The 15,241-nt window shown below is 72.7% G+C and carries 13 protein-coding genes; 4 read left to right on the top strand and 9 right to left on the bottom strand.

What is annotated here, in order from left to right:
* Positions 1 to 159: 159 nt before the first annotated feature.
* Positions 160 to 1,416 carry a lytic transglycosylase domain-containing protein gene (locus BM236_RS18930; protein WP_175507595.1) on the top strand — a complete coding sequence of 419 codons (1,257 nt, stop codon included), beginning with the start codon at positions 160 to 162 and terminating at the stop codon, positions 1,414 to 1,416.
* A 494-nt stretch (positions 1,417 to 1,910) separates the two neighbouring features.
* On the opposite strand, the gene hemB is transcribed toward BM236_RS18930, so the two are convergent.
* The 7 genes from hemB to BM236_RS07685 all read right to left on the bottom strand — a co-directional run bounded on the left by hemB (position 1,911) and on the right by BM236_RS07685 (position 9,743).
* The gene (hemB, locus tag BM236_RS07715; RefSeq protein WP_091122123.1) at positions 1,911 to 2,897 is read right to left on the bottom strand and encodes a porphobilinogen synthase; all 987 of its coding nucleotides are present in this window, start codon (positions 2,895 to 2,897) and stop codon (positions 1,911 to 1,913) included.
* 191 nt (positions 2,898 to 3,088) lie between these two features.
* A complete protein-coding gene (locus BM236_RS07710) occupies positions 3,089 to 4,735 on the bottom strand; it encodes a bifunctional uroporphyrinogen-III C-methyltransferase/uroporphyrinogen-III synthase (RefSeq protein WP_091122121.1) in 1,647 nt (548 codons plus the stop codon).
* A gap of 28 nt (positions 4,736 to 4,763) precedes the next feature.
* Positions 4,764 to 5,708: a hydroxymethylbilane synthase gene (hemC, locus tag BM236_RS07705; RefSeq protein WP_091122268.1), complete on the bottom strand. Its 945-nt coding sequence runs from the start codon at positions 5,706 to 5,708 to the stop codon at positions 4,764 to 4,766.
* Between the two features lie 2 nt (positions 5,709 to 5,710).
* A complete protein-coding gene (locus BM236_RS07700; RefSeq protein ID WP_091122119.1) occupies positions 5,711 to 7,009 on the bottom strand; it encodes a glutamyl-tRNA reductase in 1,299 nt (432 codons plus the stop codon).
* Positions 7,010 to 7,073: 64 nt separating this feature from the next.
* Positions 7,074 to 7,739 (bottom strand): redox-sensing transcriptional repressor Rex, encoded by a 666-nt coding sequence (locus tag BM236_RS07695; protein WP_245750198.1) that lies wholly within the window; start codon positions 7,737 to 7,739, stop codon positions 7,074 to 7,076.
* Between the two features lie 130 nt (positions 7,740 to 7,869).
* Positions 7,870 to 8,124 (bottom strand): glutaredoxin family protein, encoded by a 255-nt coding sequence (locus BM236_RS07690; protein WP_091122115.1) that lies wholly within the window; start codon positions 8,122 to 8,124, stop codon positions 7,870 to 7,872.
* Positions 8,121 to 9,743: a class I adenylate-forming enzyme family protein gene (locus tag BM236_RS07685; protein ID WP_091122113.1), complete on the bottom strand. Its 1,623-nt coding sequence runs from the start codon at positions 9,741 to 9,743 to the stop codon at positions 8,121 to 8,123. The genes BM236_RS07690 and BM236_RS07685 overlap by 4 nt, the downstream gene beginning before the upstream one ends.
* A gap of 73 nt (positions 9,744 to 9,816) precedes the next feature.
* Between BM236_RS07685 and BM236_RS07680 the strand changes: the two genes are divergently transcribed.
* The 3 genes from BM236_RS07680 to BM236_RS07670 all read left to right on the top strand — a co-directional run bounded on the left by BM236_RS07680 (position 9,817) and on the right by BM236_RS07670 (position 12,996).
* Positions 9,817 to 10,692, top strand: coding sequence for an HAD family hydrolase (locus BM236_RS07680; protein WP_245750197.1), 876 nt, complete (start codon positions 9,817 to 9,819; stop codon positions 10,690 to 10,692).
* Between the two features lie 154 nt (positions 10,693 to 10,846).
* The gene (locus BM236_RS07675) at positions 10,847 to 11,611 is read left to right on the top strand and encodes a sigma-70 family RNA polymerase sigma factor (RefSeq protein WP_091122109.1); all 765 of its coding nucleotides are present in this window, start codon (positions 10,847 to 10,849) and stop codon (positions 11,609 to 11,611) included.
* Between the two features lie 113 nt (positions 11,612 to 11,724).
* Positions 11,725 to 12,996 carry a DUF5667 domain-containing protein gene (locus tag BM236_RS07670; protein WP_091122106.1) on the top strand — a complete coding sequence of 424 codons (1,272 nt, stop codon included), beginning with the start codon at positions 11,725 to 11,727 and terminating at the stop codon, positions 12,994 to 12,996.
* 6 nt (positions 12,997 to 13,002) lie between these two features.
* Here BM236_RS07670 and BM236_RS07665 read toward each other — a convergent pair whose 3' ends face one another.
* A complete protein-coding gene (locus tag BM236_RS07665; protein WP_091122105.1) occupies positions 13,003 to 14,172 on the bottom strand; it encodes a lysophospholipid acyltransferase family protein in 1,170 nt (389 codons plus the stop codon).
* A complete protein-coding gene (locus BM236_RS07660; protein ID WP_091122102.1) occupies positions 14,169 to 15,206 on the bottom strand; it encodes an NAD-dependent epimerase/dehydratase family protein in 1,038 nt (345 codons plus the stop codon). Before BM236_RS07660 ends, BM236_RS07665 begins: the two co-directional genes overlap by 4 nt.
* Between the last annotated feature and the right edge of the window lie 35 nt (positions 15,207 to 15,241).

The following is a 15,241-nucleotide window of genomic DNA, read 5'->3' as shown; positions in this document are numbered from 1 at the left end:
CCGGGTCGAAGCCGGGGACGCCGTGCGGACCGCGTATGAGATCGGGCTCACGGTCACCGGGAGGTGAACACGCCGGTGCGCGTCTTGTGACTGACGCGTAACTTAGGCGCCGGGAGCCTCGTTGGGACATGCGTCACAGGGAGCGAGCAGGGGGAACGAATGTCTGTCACACGGCAGGGCCGACTGAGGAGGGCGGCGGCGCTCGTGCCGCTCGCCCTGCTGTCGGCAGCCTGGACGGTCTCGATCAGCACGACCGGTGCGCCGCAGGCGAGCGCCGGCGACAGGCACACGCTGCCCGACGGCACCGTGCTGCCCGACGAGGCGCTGCAGATCCCCGCGTCGGTGACCGTGCCCGACAGCAACACGCTCGGCGTCACCGGCGAGAACTCCCGCCAGATCGTCTCGGCGTCGTCGGCCTCCTCGATCCCCTCGACCGCGCTGGCGGCCTACCAGCGCGCCGAGACGGTCATCAACCAGGCCGACCCCACCTGCCACCTCCCGTGGCAGCTGCTCGCCGCCATCGGCCGGGTCGAGTCCGACCACGGCCGCGCCAACGGCAACCAGCTCACGGTCGCGGGCGTCGCCCAGCCGGGCGTCTTCGGCAAGGCCCTCGACGGACAGACGGGGACGTCGACGATCGTCGACACCGACGGCGGGCAGTACGACGGCGACACGTCCTTCGACCGCGCGGTCGGCCCGATGCAGTTCATCCCCTCGACGTGGTCGACGGTCGGAGTGGACGCCGACGGCGACGGCCAGCGCAACCCGCAGGACATCAACGACGCCGCCCTGGCCGCGGCGGTCTACCTCTGCTCCGGCACCGACGACCTGGCCGGATCGGACGGCCAGTCGGCGGCCGTCTACCGCTACAACCACTCCTCGGCCTACGTCGCCACCGTGCTCGCGGTGATGCAGTCCTACCTCGCCGGCGACTACACCGCCGCGCCGAACTACACGATCCCGGCGACCTACTTCGAGCCCGACGCGGGCGCGGGGTCCGGCCACGCCAAGGCGAAGCACAAGAAGAAGGCGCGCCACCACAGCACCACGTCGTCGACGACGCACCCGACCGCGCCGAGCAGCACCGCGCCGGCCGCGCCCGAGCACACGTCGACCGACACGAAGACGCCCTCGCTGCCGACGAAGCCACCGAAGGTCTCGACGCCGAGCGACCCGGTCGGCGCGGTCGCCTCCGCAGCCGCCTCTGCGCTCCCCCAGCCAGTTGTGGACGTCCTGAGCCAGGCCGAGGCGCTCACCCTCTGCAACCAGCAGCTCGGCGCGATCCCGGACCCGCTGGGTCTGCTGAACGGCGTGAAGCAGGCGTGCGCCGACAAGGTGGCCGGCAAGACCCAGTCGGCGGCCCTCGCCGCCATCCCCAACACCCTCAACGGCGTCCTGGCCTGGCTCCGTCTCTGAGCCCCGCCGCCGGCTCGGTGCTCAGCGCGACAGCAGCCGGGGTCTGGGAGCGTCATACGTCGGTCGCGAGATGCGCGACCTGTCCGTACGACGCCGCGGGCGGCTGAGACCGGAGCGGCGGCGCCGGCTGGCGTGGTCTTTGAAGATCCCTGCCAGTCCGTGCCGCCCGCCGCCGAGACCCTCTTGGGGTGCAGGAGTCAGGAGGGGCCCCCTGCGCCGCCTCAAACGGTCACCCCGGACCCTCCGGCCCCAAGGGGTTCTCGGCTGAGGACCCCTTGGGGCTGACGCGGCCGATGGGGTGCTCGAGGCGCCCCAGAGGCATCACCGGTCACGATCGACCCTAGAGGTCGTCAGAACCTGGGCATCGCGGCGGCCCGGCTCGGCGATCCGCCGGCCGTCAAAGGCACCCGGCACCGGCACCCGGCACCCGGCACCCGGCGGACGTCATACGACCCGGTCGTCTCAGCAGCCAGCTCGTATGACGTCCCGGATCCTCAGCGGCGCAGCAGCCGGGCGGCCTCGACCGCCCAGTAGGTGAGGATCACGTCGGCGCCGGCCCGGCGGAAGGCGGTGAGCGTCTCGAGGATCGCCGGCTCCCGGTCGATCCAGCCGTTGGCGGCGGCCGCCTCGACCATGGAGTACTCGCCCGAGATGTTGTAGGCCGCCACCGGGATGTCGACGGCGTCCTTCACCTGGCGCAGCACGTCGAGGTAGGGCAGGCCGGGCTTCACCATGACGATGTCGGCGCCCTGCTCGACGTCGAGGAGCGCCTCGCGGACGCCCTCGAGCGCGTTGGCGGGGTCCTGCTGGTAGGTCCGGCGGTCGCCCTCGAGCGAGGAGCCGACGGCCTCCCGGAAGGGGCCGTAGAAGGCCGAGGCGTACTTCGCGCCGTACGCCAGGATCGACACGTCGGAGCGCCCGGCGCCGTCCAGCGCCGACCGGACCACGCCGACCTGGCCGTCCATCATCCCGGAGGGGCCGACCATGTGGACGCCGGCCGCGGCGTGGGCGAGCGCCATCTCGGCGTAGAGCTCGAGGGTACGGTCGTTGTCGATGCGCCCCGTCTCGTCGAGCACGCCGCAGTGGCCGTGCGAGGTGAACTCGTCGAGGCACAGGTCGCTCATCACCGTCAGCGCGGTGCCGACCTCGGCCACGACGTCGGCGATGGCGAGGTTGAGGATCCCGTCAGGGTCGAGCGCGCCGGAGCCGACCGCGTCCTTGACCGACGGGACGCCGAAGAGCATGAGCCCGCCGATGCCGGCCTCGGCCGCCTCGGCCGCCGCCTTCCGCACCGAGTCGCGGGTGTGCTGGACCTGGCCCGGCATCGAGCTGATCGGCACGGGCGCGTCGATGCCCTCGCGGACGAAGACCGGCAGCACCAGGTGGCGCGGCTCCACCGACGTCTCGGCGACCATGCGGCGCAGTGCCGGCGTCTGGCGCAGGCGACGGGGACGGATCACGGGTCGGTCGATCTCGGTCACGTGCTTCTCCTTGTCGACGGTTTGGTCTCGATACGCTCGCTGGCGCTCGCTACTCGACCAGCGAGAACACCGACGAGGGCTTCGCTGGTCGAGTAGCCGGAGCCGCTGGGCGGAGGCGTATCGAGACCAACGAGGGCTTCGCTGGTCGAGTAGCCGGAGCCGCTAGGCGGAGGCGTATCGAGACCCCTCGCTCACTTGGCCCGTGCGCGTCGCGCGGCGGGCTTGCGGTCCGACGGCTTGGTGACCGGCTGACCCGCCTCGACCAGCGCGGCCCGGCGGGCGGCGCCGAAGTCGGCGAGGGCGTCGGTGAGCGCCTCGATCGACGGCTCCGGGGAGAGTACGTCGACCCGCAGGCCGTGCTCCTCGGCGGTCTTGGCGGTCGCCGGACCGATCACGGCGATGACCGTGGACGGGTGCGGCTTGCCGGCGATGCCGACGAGGTTGCGCACCGTGGACGACGACGTGAAGACCACGGCGTCGAACTTGCCGGACTTGATCGCGTCGCGGGTCGGCGCCGGCGGCGGCGCGGCCCGGACGGTGCGGTAGGCGGTGACGTCGTCGGACTCCCAGCCGAGGTCGACCAGGCCGGCGACGAGGTTCTCGGTGGCGATGTCGGCGCGCGGGAGGAAGACCCGGTTGATGGGGTCGAGCAGCTCGTCGTACTCGGGCCAGTCCTCGAGCAGGCCGGCGGCCGACTGCTCGCCCGACGGCACGAGGTCGGGGCGCAGGCCCCACTCGAGCAGCGCGGCGGAGGTCTTGTCGCCGACGGCGGCGATCTTGAGGCCGGAGAAGGCGCGGGCGTCGAGCCCGTACTCGTCGAACTTCTCCCGGACCGCCTTGACCGCGTTGACCGAGGTGAAGGCGACCCACTCGTAGCGGCCCTCGACGAGGCCGCGGATGGCCTTGTCCATCTGCTGCGGGTTGCGCGGCGGCTCGACGGAGATGGTCGGCACCTCCTCGGGCACCGCGCCGTAGCCGCGCAGCTTCTGCGACAGCGCCGGGGCCTGCTCCTTGGTGCGCGGGACCAGCACCCGCCAGCCGAAGAGCGGCTTGGTCTCGAACCACGAGAGCGTCTCGCGTAGGTTGACGACCTTGCCGACCACGATGATGGCCGGCGGGGCCATCCGGGCGGCGCGGGCGTCCGCGGCGATGTGCTCCAGCGTCGAGGTGACGGTGGTCTGCTCGGTGGTCGTGCCGACCCGCGTCATCGCGACAGGCGTCTGCGGGGAGCGGCCGGCGGCCATCAGCTCACGGGCGATCTCGGCGATGAGGCCGACGCCGGAGAGCAGGACGAGCGTGCGGTCGTCGGCGTACGTCGACCAGTCGACCTTGTCGCCGCAGGTGACGACGGCGACCTCGCGGTGGTCCTTGGTGGTCAGCGGGATGCCGGCGTACGCGGGGACCGCGGCGACCGACGAGACGCCGGGGACGATCTCGAAGCCGATGCCGGCCTTGGCGACCGCGGCGGCCTCCTCGGGTCCGGAGGCGTAGAGGAACGGGTCACCCGTCATCAGCCGGACGACCTGCAGGCCACGCTTGGCCTGCTTGACGACCACCTTGGCGCGGGCGGCGTGGGTCAGCGGCTGGCCGTCCTCGCCGAAGCCGCCGTCGACGATCTCGGGCCGCTGCGCCGTGGCCTGCGGCTCGCCGTCGACGGGCTCGGGCATCCCTAGCAGCGTGCGGACCAGCGCCGCGTGCTCGACCGCCTCGGTGACGATGACGTCGGCCTGACGGATCAGGTCGGCGGCACGGACCGTCAGCAGGTCGGGGTCACCCGGCCCACTGCCGACGAACGACACCCAACCGGTCCTGCTCGTGTGTCCGGTCTCTCGCGCCATGACTTTGTCCTCTTGCTCTAGACGCCGCTCAGGCGTCGTGTCCTGCTTCGCTCCCGAGGGCATCAGCGCCCTCGGCGAGCATCTCCTTGGCCAGCTGGGTGCCGACCTCGGTCGCCGTTGCCGGATCTCCGCTGGCGGACATCCGTACGGCTGCCGTTCCGTCCGGCGAGAGCGCCACCGCCCTCACCCACAGCTCGTCGCCGCCGTCCGGCCCGTCACCCTCGACCACCTCGGCGAGGGTGCCGATCGGTGCCGCGCAGCCACCTTCGAGCGTGGCCAGCACGGCTCGCTCCGCCTCGACGGCGGCCCGTGTCCGAGCGTCGTCCAGCGCCGCAAGGGCGTCGACGAGCTCGTCCCCGGTCCGGCACTCGATCCCGAGCGCGCCCTGCCCGGGAGCGGGCAGGACCTGCAGGGGGTCGAGCGTCTCGGTCACCTCGTCGAGGCGGCCGATCCTGGCCAGTCCCGCCCGAGCGAGCACGACGGCGTCGTACTCACCGGAACGGACCTTGCCGATCCGGGTGTCCACGTTTCCACGAACGCCCACCACATCCAAACCGAGGCCGAGGGCAGCGATCTGGGCGGCGCGTCGCGGGGAGCCGGTGCCGACCCTCGCGCCCGTCGGCAGCTCGCCCAGGGTGAGGCCGTCGCGGGCCACCAGGACGTCGCGCGGGTCCTCGCGCACGGGGATGGCGGCGAGGGTCACGCCGGGGTGCGGGTACGTCGGCAGGTCCTTGAGGGAGTGGACGGCGACGTCCACCTCGCCGGCCAGCAGCGCGTCGCGCAGGGCGCTGACGTAGACGCCGGTGCCCTGCGGCGCCATCTCGGTGACGGGCGTCCCGGCGGCCTGGGTCCGGTCCCCGTCGGTGACGATCTCGACGAGCTCGACCTCGCGGCCGAGTCGCTCGCGGATCATCTCGGCGACGTGGCCGGACTGGGTCTTCGCGAGGAGGGAGCGGCGGGTGCCGATGCGGATGGTCACTGCTCGACCTCCGGGTCCGCCACGACGACCGAGCGGGTGACCGCGTCGACGGCGTCCGGGGAGAGCGCGAACAGCTCGGCCAGGGCGCGCTCGTAGGAGACCGCGCCCTGCTCCCCCGCCAGCTCGCGCACCCGGACGGTGGGCTCGTGGAGCAGCTTGTCCGCGACCCGGCGGGCGGCCTGGAGGACCTCCGCGCGCGTCCTCGGGTCGAGGTCGGGCAGCCGGTGGTCCAGGCGCGCCATCTCGGCCTCGACGACGCTGGTGGCCATCGTGCGCAGCGCCACGACGGTCGGGGTGACGCTGGCCTGGCGGCGGGCCGACAAGAAGGCGGCGACCTCCTGGGTCACGATCCGGCGCACCGCGGCGACCTCGTCGGCGGCCTCGGTGCCGTGCAGCGCGGAGGCGAGCTCCTCGAGGCCGACGAGCGTCACGCCGGGCAGCTCGGCGACGGCCGTATCGACGTCGCGAGGAAGGGCCAGGTCGACGACGCTCAGCGGCGCACCGTCGCGCGGCCCGACCATCCCGGGGGTGACGATCGCGCCGCTCGCGCCGGCGCACGTGATGAGCAGGTCGGCATTAGCGATCCGGGCGGCCAGCTGGTCGAGCGGGGCGGCCGTGGCGGCGTACTCCGCGGCGAGCCGCTCGGCCTTGGCCAGCGTCCGGTTGACCACGGTGATCTCCGCGGCGCCGAGCCGGCTGACGGTGGCGGTGGACAGGCCGGCCATGTTGCCGGCACCGACGATGACGACCCGCGCGCCGGCGACGCCCTGCGGCATCGCCTGGTCGAGGGCGGCGCTGACCAGCGTCGGGGCGGCCCGCTCGATGTCGGTCTCGGCGCGGGTGCGCTTGCCGACCCGCAGCGCCTGCTGGAAGAGCGAGTTGAGCGCGGTGCCGACGGTGCCGAGCTCCTGGCCGACCCGGAGCGCCTCGCGGGTCTGGCCGAGGATCTGGCCCTCGCCGACGGCCATCGAGTCGAGGCCGGCGGCGACCTGGAAGAGGTGGGAGACCGCGCCGTCGTCGTAGTGGACGTAGAGGTGCGGCAGCAGCGTCTCGACGTTCTCGCCCGCGCGCTCGACCAGCAGCCTGCTCAGCCCCTCGACGGAGCCGTGGAAGCGGTCGACGTCGGTGTAGATCTCGAGCCGGTTGCAGGTGGAGATCACCGTCGCCTCGGTGACGTGCTCGTGGGCGACGACATCGGCGAGGAGCTTGTGCACGCCCTCGGAGTCGAGGGCGACCCGCTCGAGCAGGGAGACCGGGGCGGTGTTGTGGGAGATGCCGACGACCAGGATGCTCACCGGGGTCCCCGATCGATCGTTCGCGGAGGAGCGAAGCGGGGGAGCGAAGAATCGAGTGGGGTGGTCATACGGGTTCTCCGTGTGCCTTGCGCTGCTCGTGGTAGGCGAGGATCTGCAGCTCGATGGACAGGTCGACCTTGCGCACGTCGACCCCTGGCGGCACCGTCAGCACGATCGGCGCGAAGTTGAGGATGCTGCTGATGCCGGCCGACACCATCCGGTCGGCGACGTCTTGGGCGGCGAAGGCGGGGACGGAGATCACGCCGATGGCCACGTCGTTCTCGCGCACGATCTGCTCGAGGTCGTCGAAGGGGCGTACGACGATCCCGGCCACCTGCTGCTCGTGCAGCGTGTGGTCGGCGTCGAGCAGCGCGACGACCCGGAAGCCGCGGCTGCGGAAGCCGGAGAAGTTGGCGAGCGCATGCCCGAGGTTCCCGATGCCGACGATCACGACCGGCCAGTCCTGGGTCACGCCGATCTCACGGGCGATCTGGTAGCGGAGGTACTCGACGTCGTACCCGACGCCGCGGGTGCCGTAGCTGCCGAGGTAGGAGAGGTCCTTGCGGAGCTTGGCGCTGTTGACGCCGGCCGCCGTCGCGAGCTGCTCGCTGGAGCATGAGACGGTGCCGCCGTCGGCGAGGGCGGTGAGGGCGCGGAGGTAGACCGGGAGCCGTGCGACGGTCGCCTCGGGGATGTCCCGGACTGCGTCGGTGGGGGTCCGTGCGGTCACGTGCGTCGCTCTCTCGTTGCCCGGCATGCAACGGGGGCCGCCAGCGGTCCGGGCGCGCTACACACCGCTGTTCACTTTAGGAGTTTGTGAACGCGAGAACAAAACGGACCGGGTGTGACGGCCGTCTCCCCTAGCGGCGCTCCTCCAGCGCCGCCCGCAGGCGGTCGGGAGAGACCCTCCAGAAGTCGTGCTGCCGGCCGTCGACGAAGGTCACGGGCACCTCCTCGGTGAACCGCTCGCGCAGTCCGGGGTCGGCGGCCGGGTCGTCGATGTCGACCTCGTCGTAGGACTCCCCGAGCTCGGCGCAGACGGCCTCGATGACGGTCCGCGCCTCGTCGCAGAGGTGGCAGCCCGGTCGGCTGTAGAGCGTGACGCGGGCGTTCACTCCAGCAGTCCCATCACCCGACGGCGCTCCATGTTGCGCAGCCGGCCCTTCTGCACCTTGCCGGTCGCTGTGTGCGGCAGCGCGTCGACCAGCTCGACCCGCGACGGCTGCTTGAAGCCGGCCAGCCGCTCGGCGCAGCGGGACCGGACCCGGAAGGCCAGGTCACCGGGCGCGCCCGAGGCCGGGACGACATAGGCGACGACCGCCTCGCCGGTCTGCTCGTCCGGCACGCCGATGACCGCGACGTCAGCGACGCCCGCGACCTCGGCGATGGCGTCCTCGACCTCGACCGGATAGACGTTGAAGCCCGAGACGATGACCAGGTCCTTGAGGCGGTCCACGAGGGTGATGTCGCCGTCCGGCGAGAGGAAGCCGACGTCACCGGTGGCCCACCAGCCGTCCGGGTCGGGGCCGTCGGCACCGTCGGGCCAGTAGCCGCTGAAGAGGTTGGGCCCGCGCAGCAGCAGCTCACCCGGGTCTCCCTGCTCGGGCGCGCCACCCGCCTCGTCGACGAGCCGCAGCTCGACGCCGGGAAGCGCGGCGCCGACGGAGCGCGGGTCGACGTCGACCGCGACCGAGCACAGGGTGGAGGTGACCACGGGCGCCGCCTCGGTGAGCCCGTAGCCCTGGTGGACGGGGATCTTCGTGCGCGTGGTGAACGCGTCGACCAGGTCCGGGTCGAGCGGCGCGGAGCCGGACAGCAGCAGCCGCACCGGCCCGAGCCGCTCCTCCAGCGTCGGGTCCTGCATCCAGTAGGCGAGCACGGGCGGGGCGACGGGCACGACGCTGCACGCCTCGTCCTCGATGAGGTCGAGGGCGCTCTGCGGGTCGAACCGGTCGACCAGCATGAGCTTGGCGCGGTGGCGCAGGACGGAGCCGAGCACGGCGTTGAGACCGTAGACGTGGAAGAGCGGCAGCACGCCGAGCACGACGTCGTCGCCGTGGATCATCGGCGGCTCGACGGCGGCGATCTGGTCCACGTTGGCCAGCAGCGCCCGGTGGGTGAGCATCGCGGCACGCGGCCGACCGGACGTGCCGCTGGTGTAGAGCAGCACCGCGAGCCGTTCGGGGTCGGTGACCGGCGGCACCGGCCGGGCGGCCTGGGCGCGCAGGTCGTCGTACCCGCGCTCGCCGGGCAGCAGGGTCGCCCCGACGACGAAGACCTGCGGCTGGACGGTGCGCTGGAAGAAGTCGGCGTCGACCTGGCCGAGGTCGAGCTCCCCGGCCATCGCCCGGTCGACGTAGCTCGTCGCCTCCCGGACCGCGTCGATCCCCTCGGCGTCGGCGACCACGATGCGGGCCCCCGAGTCGCCGATCGCGCGGGCGAGCTCGGTGCCCGTGCCACGCGGATTAAGGGGTACGGCGACCGCCTGGACGCGCAGCACGGCCAGATAGGTCACCACGAACTCGAGCCGGTTGGCCGTGACGATCGCGACGCGGTGGCCGACGATGATCCCGGCATCGGCGAGGCCGGTGGCCACGCGGTCCACCTCGTCGTCGAGCTGGGCCCAGGTCAGGCTGCGACCAGCGGTCTCGACGAGGGCGAGCTTGTCGGGGCTCTCGAGGGCCGCCAGCCCGAGCAGATCGGCCACTCCGCGGACGGTCCCGGGCGATGACATAGGCGCGATCCTATGCACAGTGAGGTGGCGCACATCAGGTAAACCCTGCGCTTGCCCCACTAGATTGGCGACCGTGGCCGCGACCCAGCCCCGCCGGAACCTCACCCGCCGCTCGACGCTGGCCGGTGAGGCGGCCGCCGCGGCCGCCGAGGTCGAGTCGGCGCTGACGACGCCGGCCGTGCGCGACAGCGCCGCGTTCTTCGACGTGGACAACACGATCATGCAGGGCGCGAGCATCTTCCACCTGGCCAAGGGGCTCTACCGCCGGCAGTTCTTCACCAAGCGGGAGATCCTCGGGGCCGCCTACAAGCAGGCCTACTTCCGCCTCATCGGGGTCGAGGACCCCCAGCACGTCGCCGACGCCCGCGCCTCGGCGCTGGCCTTCATCGCTGGTCACACCGTCGCCGAGCTGCAGCAGATCAGCGAGGAGGTCTTCGACGAGGCGATGTCCGTCAGGATCTGGCCCGGCACCCGCGCCCTGGCACAGCTCCACCTCGACCAGGGTCAGCGGGTCTGGCTGGTCACCGCCGCGCCGATCGAGATCGCGGAGATCATCGCGCGCCGGCTCGGGCTGACCGGCGCGATGGGCACCGTCGCCGAGCACGTCGACGGCGTCTACACCGGCCGGCTGGTCGGCGAGATGCTGCACGGATCCGCCAAGGCGGAGGCGGTGCGGGCCCTGGCGGAGCGCGAGCGCCTCGACCTGGGTCGTTGCTCGGCGTACTCCGACTCCTTCAACGACCTGCCCATGCTCTCCCTCGTCGGCGACCCGTGCGCGATCAACCCGGACCACCGGCTGCGCGCCTACGCCCGCAGCAGGGGCTGGCGGGTGAAGGACTACCGCACCGGCCGCAAGGCGGCCCGCGCCGGGCTCGTGGCCGGTGCCGTCGGCGGCGCCGTCACCGGCGCCGTCGCAGCCGGTGCCGCGCTCCGCGGCCGCCGCGACTGAGTTCCCCGCCCGGGCGCGCATCGTGACGTCCGACACACTCTCGCGCTCAGTGGTTACCGGAGCGTAGGCGAACTGACAGGGTGGAGTCGGCCGTCTACCATGGCGGAGGTTCATGGGGAGCTACCGGGGGTGGACCGTGGGAGGCGCGTGCGACATGCCACGGCACGAGGGTGACCTCTCGCGCGGCCTGGACTCGCTCCGGTCGGCCGTCGCCCGCGCGCTGTGCGCCACGCGGCCGGCACCGCTCGCATACGCCGGCCCCGGCATCCTCCTCATGGACACCGGTCCGGCCGCCGGGACCGCCTCCCCCGGCTCAGGCGGCTCCGACGACCACGACCTCGCAGCCTCCTCGGAGGAGTCCGAGGGCGACCGTCAACGGCTGATCGCGCTGGTCGAGCTCGCCCGCAAGGGCGACACCGAGGCGTTCGGCCTGCTCTACGACCACTACAGCGGGGCGGTCTACCGGTTCCTCTACTACCGGACCCGCTCGCAGACGCTCGCCGAGGACCTCACCTCCGAGACGTTCTTCCGCGCGCTGCGCTCGATGACCACCTTCAAGTGGCAGGGCAAGGACTTCGGCGCCTGGCTGATGACCATCGCCCGCAACCTGGCCACCGACCACTTCAAGGCCGGCCGGACCCGCCTCGAGCTCACCACCGAGGACATGGGGCTGCACGACGACGCCGCCGACGGCCCCGAGACCGAGGTCCTGGCCGGCATCACCAACGAGCTGCTCCTCGAGGCGCTCGCCAAGCTGCCCGACGAGCAGCGCGACTGCGTCGTCATGCGGTTCCTGCAGAGCATGAGCATCGCCGAGACGGCTGCCGTGCTCGGCCGCAGCGAGGGCGCCGTCAAGCAGCTGCAGCTGCGCGGTGTGCGCAACCTGGCCAAGCTGATGCCGGAAGGGCTGCGTGGCTAGATGATCCGGGCCGTAACTCCTGCGCCGGTTGCGTCGTTGCTCCGGATGACAGCGGCGACCCGCGGCACTGTGCTGCGCCGGAGCGACCGCTTCATGAGACAGGGGACCGACCGATGAGCCCGGCGTTCTCGACGCGCCGCCGCGCCGAGCAGTTCGACGCATTGCTGGACGGCCGCCTCACCGAGGCGCCGTCGGCGCAGCTGGCGAGCCTGCTCGCGCTCGCCGACGGACTGCGCGCCGTGCCCCAGCTCGCGCCGCGCGCGGAGTTCACCGCCAGCCTGCGCGAGCGGCTGATGGCGGAGGCGCCGACGGCCCTCGCGGTCACCGCGCCCGACGGTGCGTCGGACGCCAACTCGCGGCTGTCCGTCGGTCACCACGCTCCCGGGAAGCCGCGCCGCGAGCGCCGACTGGCCGTCGCCCTCGCCGCCGTGTCGATCGTCGGCGCGACCGGGACGTCGGCGGTCGCCTCGCAGGGCGCCCTCCCGGGCGACACGCTCTATCCCGTCAAGCGCCTCGTCGAGGACGTCCGGACGACGCTGGCCATGGGCGAGACCGCCAAGGCCGACGTACTCCTGTCGCAGGCGCGCACCCGCCTCGAGGAGCTGCGCGGGCTGGGCGAGCGCGACGACGTCGACGAGGCGGCGGTCAAGCGGACCATCGAGGACTTCGCCCAGGACGCCGACGGCGCCTCGACGATCCTCCTCGCCGACTACGCCGACCACCGCGACGAGCAGGCCATCGGCAAGCTGCGCACGTTCACCGCGCAGGGTGCGACGGCGCTGAGCGAGCTCGCCGACCTCCTGCCCGAGGGCGTGCACGGTGCGCTCGCCGAGGCGACCGACGCGATCCTCGGCATCGACCACTCCGCGGCCGAGGCCTGCCCCGCCTGTGGCGGCGGCATCACCGAGCTGCCCTCGACGCTCGTCGACCTGCTCGCCGCGACGCAGGCGTCCCTCGACCAGGCGGCCTCCGCGCCGCAGAAGCCCGGCAACGGCGCCAAGCCGGCGGACGCCGTGCCCGCCGTCCCGGCTCCCTCGGCGGGCACGCTGCCCGGCCACGTGACCGATCCGCTGAAGACCCGTCCCGGCACCAAGAGCGGACCCGGCGCCGGCGTACTGCCGACCGCACCGCCCACCAGCCTCGGCGACGGCGTCGGCCAGGTCGGCGACGGCGTGGGTGGAGCAGTGGGCGGCGTCGGCGGTGCGGTCGGTGACCTGGGCGACCAGGTCGGCGGGCCGCTCGGCGACACCCTCGGTGACGTCGGCGACGGCGTCTCGGGTCTCGGCGGAACCGTCGGCGGAACCGTCGGCGGCGTCGGTGGCCTCCTGGACGACGTCACCGGCGGCCTCCTCGGGACCGGCACCTCCCCGACCCCTCGCCCCTGAGCCGAGTCAGCCGAAGACGGAGGGGCGCTGCATGAGCAGCGAGTAGAGCGTCTGCTGGATGGTCTCGCGGACCTGGTCGGTGACGTCGAAGACCAGCATCGGGTCGTCGGCTGCGCCGGCGTCGTACTCGTCGGTGCGGATCGGCTCGCCGAACTCGATGATCCACTTCGACGGCAGCGGGACCAGACCGAGCGGGCCGAGCAGCGGGAAGAACGGCGTGATCGGCAGGTAGGGCACGCCCAGCGCGCGGGCGAGCGACGGGATGTTGCCGATGAGGGGGTAGATCTCCTCGGCGCCGACGACGGAGAGCGGGATGATCGGTACGCCGGTGCGTATGGCGGCCGAGACGAAGCCGCCCCGACCGAAGCGCTGGAGCTTGTAGCGGTCGCTGTAGGGCTTGCCGATGCCCTTGAAGCCCTCCGGCCAGACGCCGACCAGCTCACCGCCGCGCAGCATCCGCTCGGCGTCCTCGGTGCAGGCCAGCGTCGCACCGGCCTTGCGGGCGAGCGCGCTGACGAACGGCATCCGGAAGACGAGGTCGGCGCCGAGCGGACGCAGGAAGCGACCGGTGTGGTCGTGGATGCTGACCATCGTCATCAGGCCGTCGACCGGCACCGTGCCGGAGTGGTTGGAGACCACGAGGGCGCCCCCGGCCGCGGGGATGTTCTCGATGCCGCGCACCTCGACGCGGAACCACTTCTCTGCGATCGGGCGCAGCGCGGCGTGCAGGAAGCTCTGGGTGAGCTCGGAGTCGAAGCCGTAGTCGTCGACGACGTAGTCGCCGGTCACCCGGTGGCGGAGGAAGGCGAGGAAGCGGGCCAGCTGCGGCTCCCAGTCGACGCCGAAGACCTCCTGGGCCGCGCTGGTGATCGCCGCCTGCCAGTCGCTGACCGGGATGCCGGCCAGCGACGAGCGCTCCCGGGTCGTGGCGGGCGCGTCAGTGGGGGCCTGGTCGGGGACGGCTTGTACGGCGGGTTCGGCGGGCTGCTCATCGGCCCGCTCGATCGGGTCCTCGGCCGGCTGCTCCGCGGCCTTGGCGCCGGTCCGGCGCTGAGCGGGCTTGGGGGCGAGGCTGCGCGCTGCCGCCGACGGAGGCCGACCGGTGCCACGGCCGGGGCGTCCCCGGGTGCCGATCGGGATGATCTCGGCGCCGCCCGTCTCCTCGGCCTCGCTCATCGCTCCACCCCCGCTCCGAGCTCGCGCTCCTGCGACAGCCGACCCTGCAGGTCCGCCAGCAGACGGTCGACCCGGCCGCCCGTCGGCACCAGGTTGGACGCGAAGTCACCCACTGTCGCGGCGGTGGAGAAGCGGGGCTCGAAGCCGAGGTCGCGTCGCATCCGGGTGGTGTCGACGCCGCGTCCGAAGGTCAACAGCGCGCGCAGCTCGGGCGAGAACTCCGAGACGTGCATCGAGCGGAGCACGCCGCCGAGCCCGCCGAAGGCGAAGCCGGGCAGCGGAGCCGTCGGGCGCTGGATGCGTCGTACGACCTGGCTCAGCGTGAGCAGGCCGTCTCCGGCGATGTTGAAGGTGCCCGGGACCTGCGCGGCGACGGCGTGGCCGATCGCACCGAGGAGGTCGCGCTCGTGGAGGAACTGCAGCCGCGGGTCGAACCCGAGCACGGTCGGGATGACCGGCATCCGCAGGTAGGTCGCGATCGGGCTCTCGACGCGCGGCCCGAGGACGTTGGCGCAGCGCAGCACGGTGACGACGACCTCGGGACGTCGTCGCGCGAAGCCGCGCACGTAGCCCTCGATCTCGGCGACGTCCTTCGCGTACCCCCCGCGAGGCTGGCGCCGCGGCTCCATGTCCTCGGTGAACATCGCGGGGTCGCGGTTGCTGGCGCCGTAGACGTGGGTCGTCGACTTCACCACGAGCTGGCGCACGCTCGGCGCCTTCTGGCAGGCGGCCAGGAGCTGCATCGTCCCGATGACGTTGAGCTCCTTCATCGTCGACCGGCCGCCGCTGGGGCCGGGCGTCGAGATCACGCTCATGTGGACGACGGTGTCGACGTCCTCCTTGGCGATCACCTTGGCGATCACCGCGTTGCGGATGTCGGCCCGGACGAACGACATCCCTCCGACGTCGCCGCGCGGCGGTACGACGTCGACGCCGATCACCCGCTCGACGCCGGGGTGGTCCGCGGCAGCGCGCGCGAACCGTCGACCGAGGTCTCGAGAGACCCCGGTGACGAGTACGACGCGACCGGCCACGTGGCGACCCTATCGACTCATGCGAGCGGGAATCG

The sequence above is a fragment of the Nocardioides terrae genome, from assembly GCF_900112345.1.
Lineage (GTDB): Bacteria > Actinomycetota > Actinomycetes > Propionibacteriales > Nocardioidaceae > Nocardioides > Nocardioides terrae.
The sequence above is the reverse complement of the archived record's forward strand: the minus strand, read 5'-3'. Positions and strand labels throughout refer to the sequence as shown.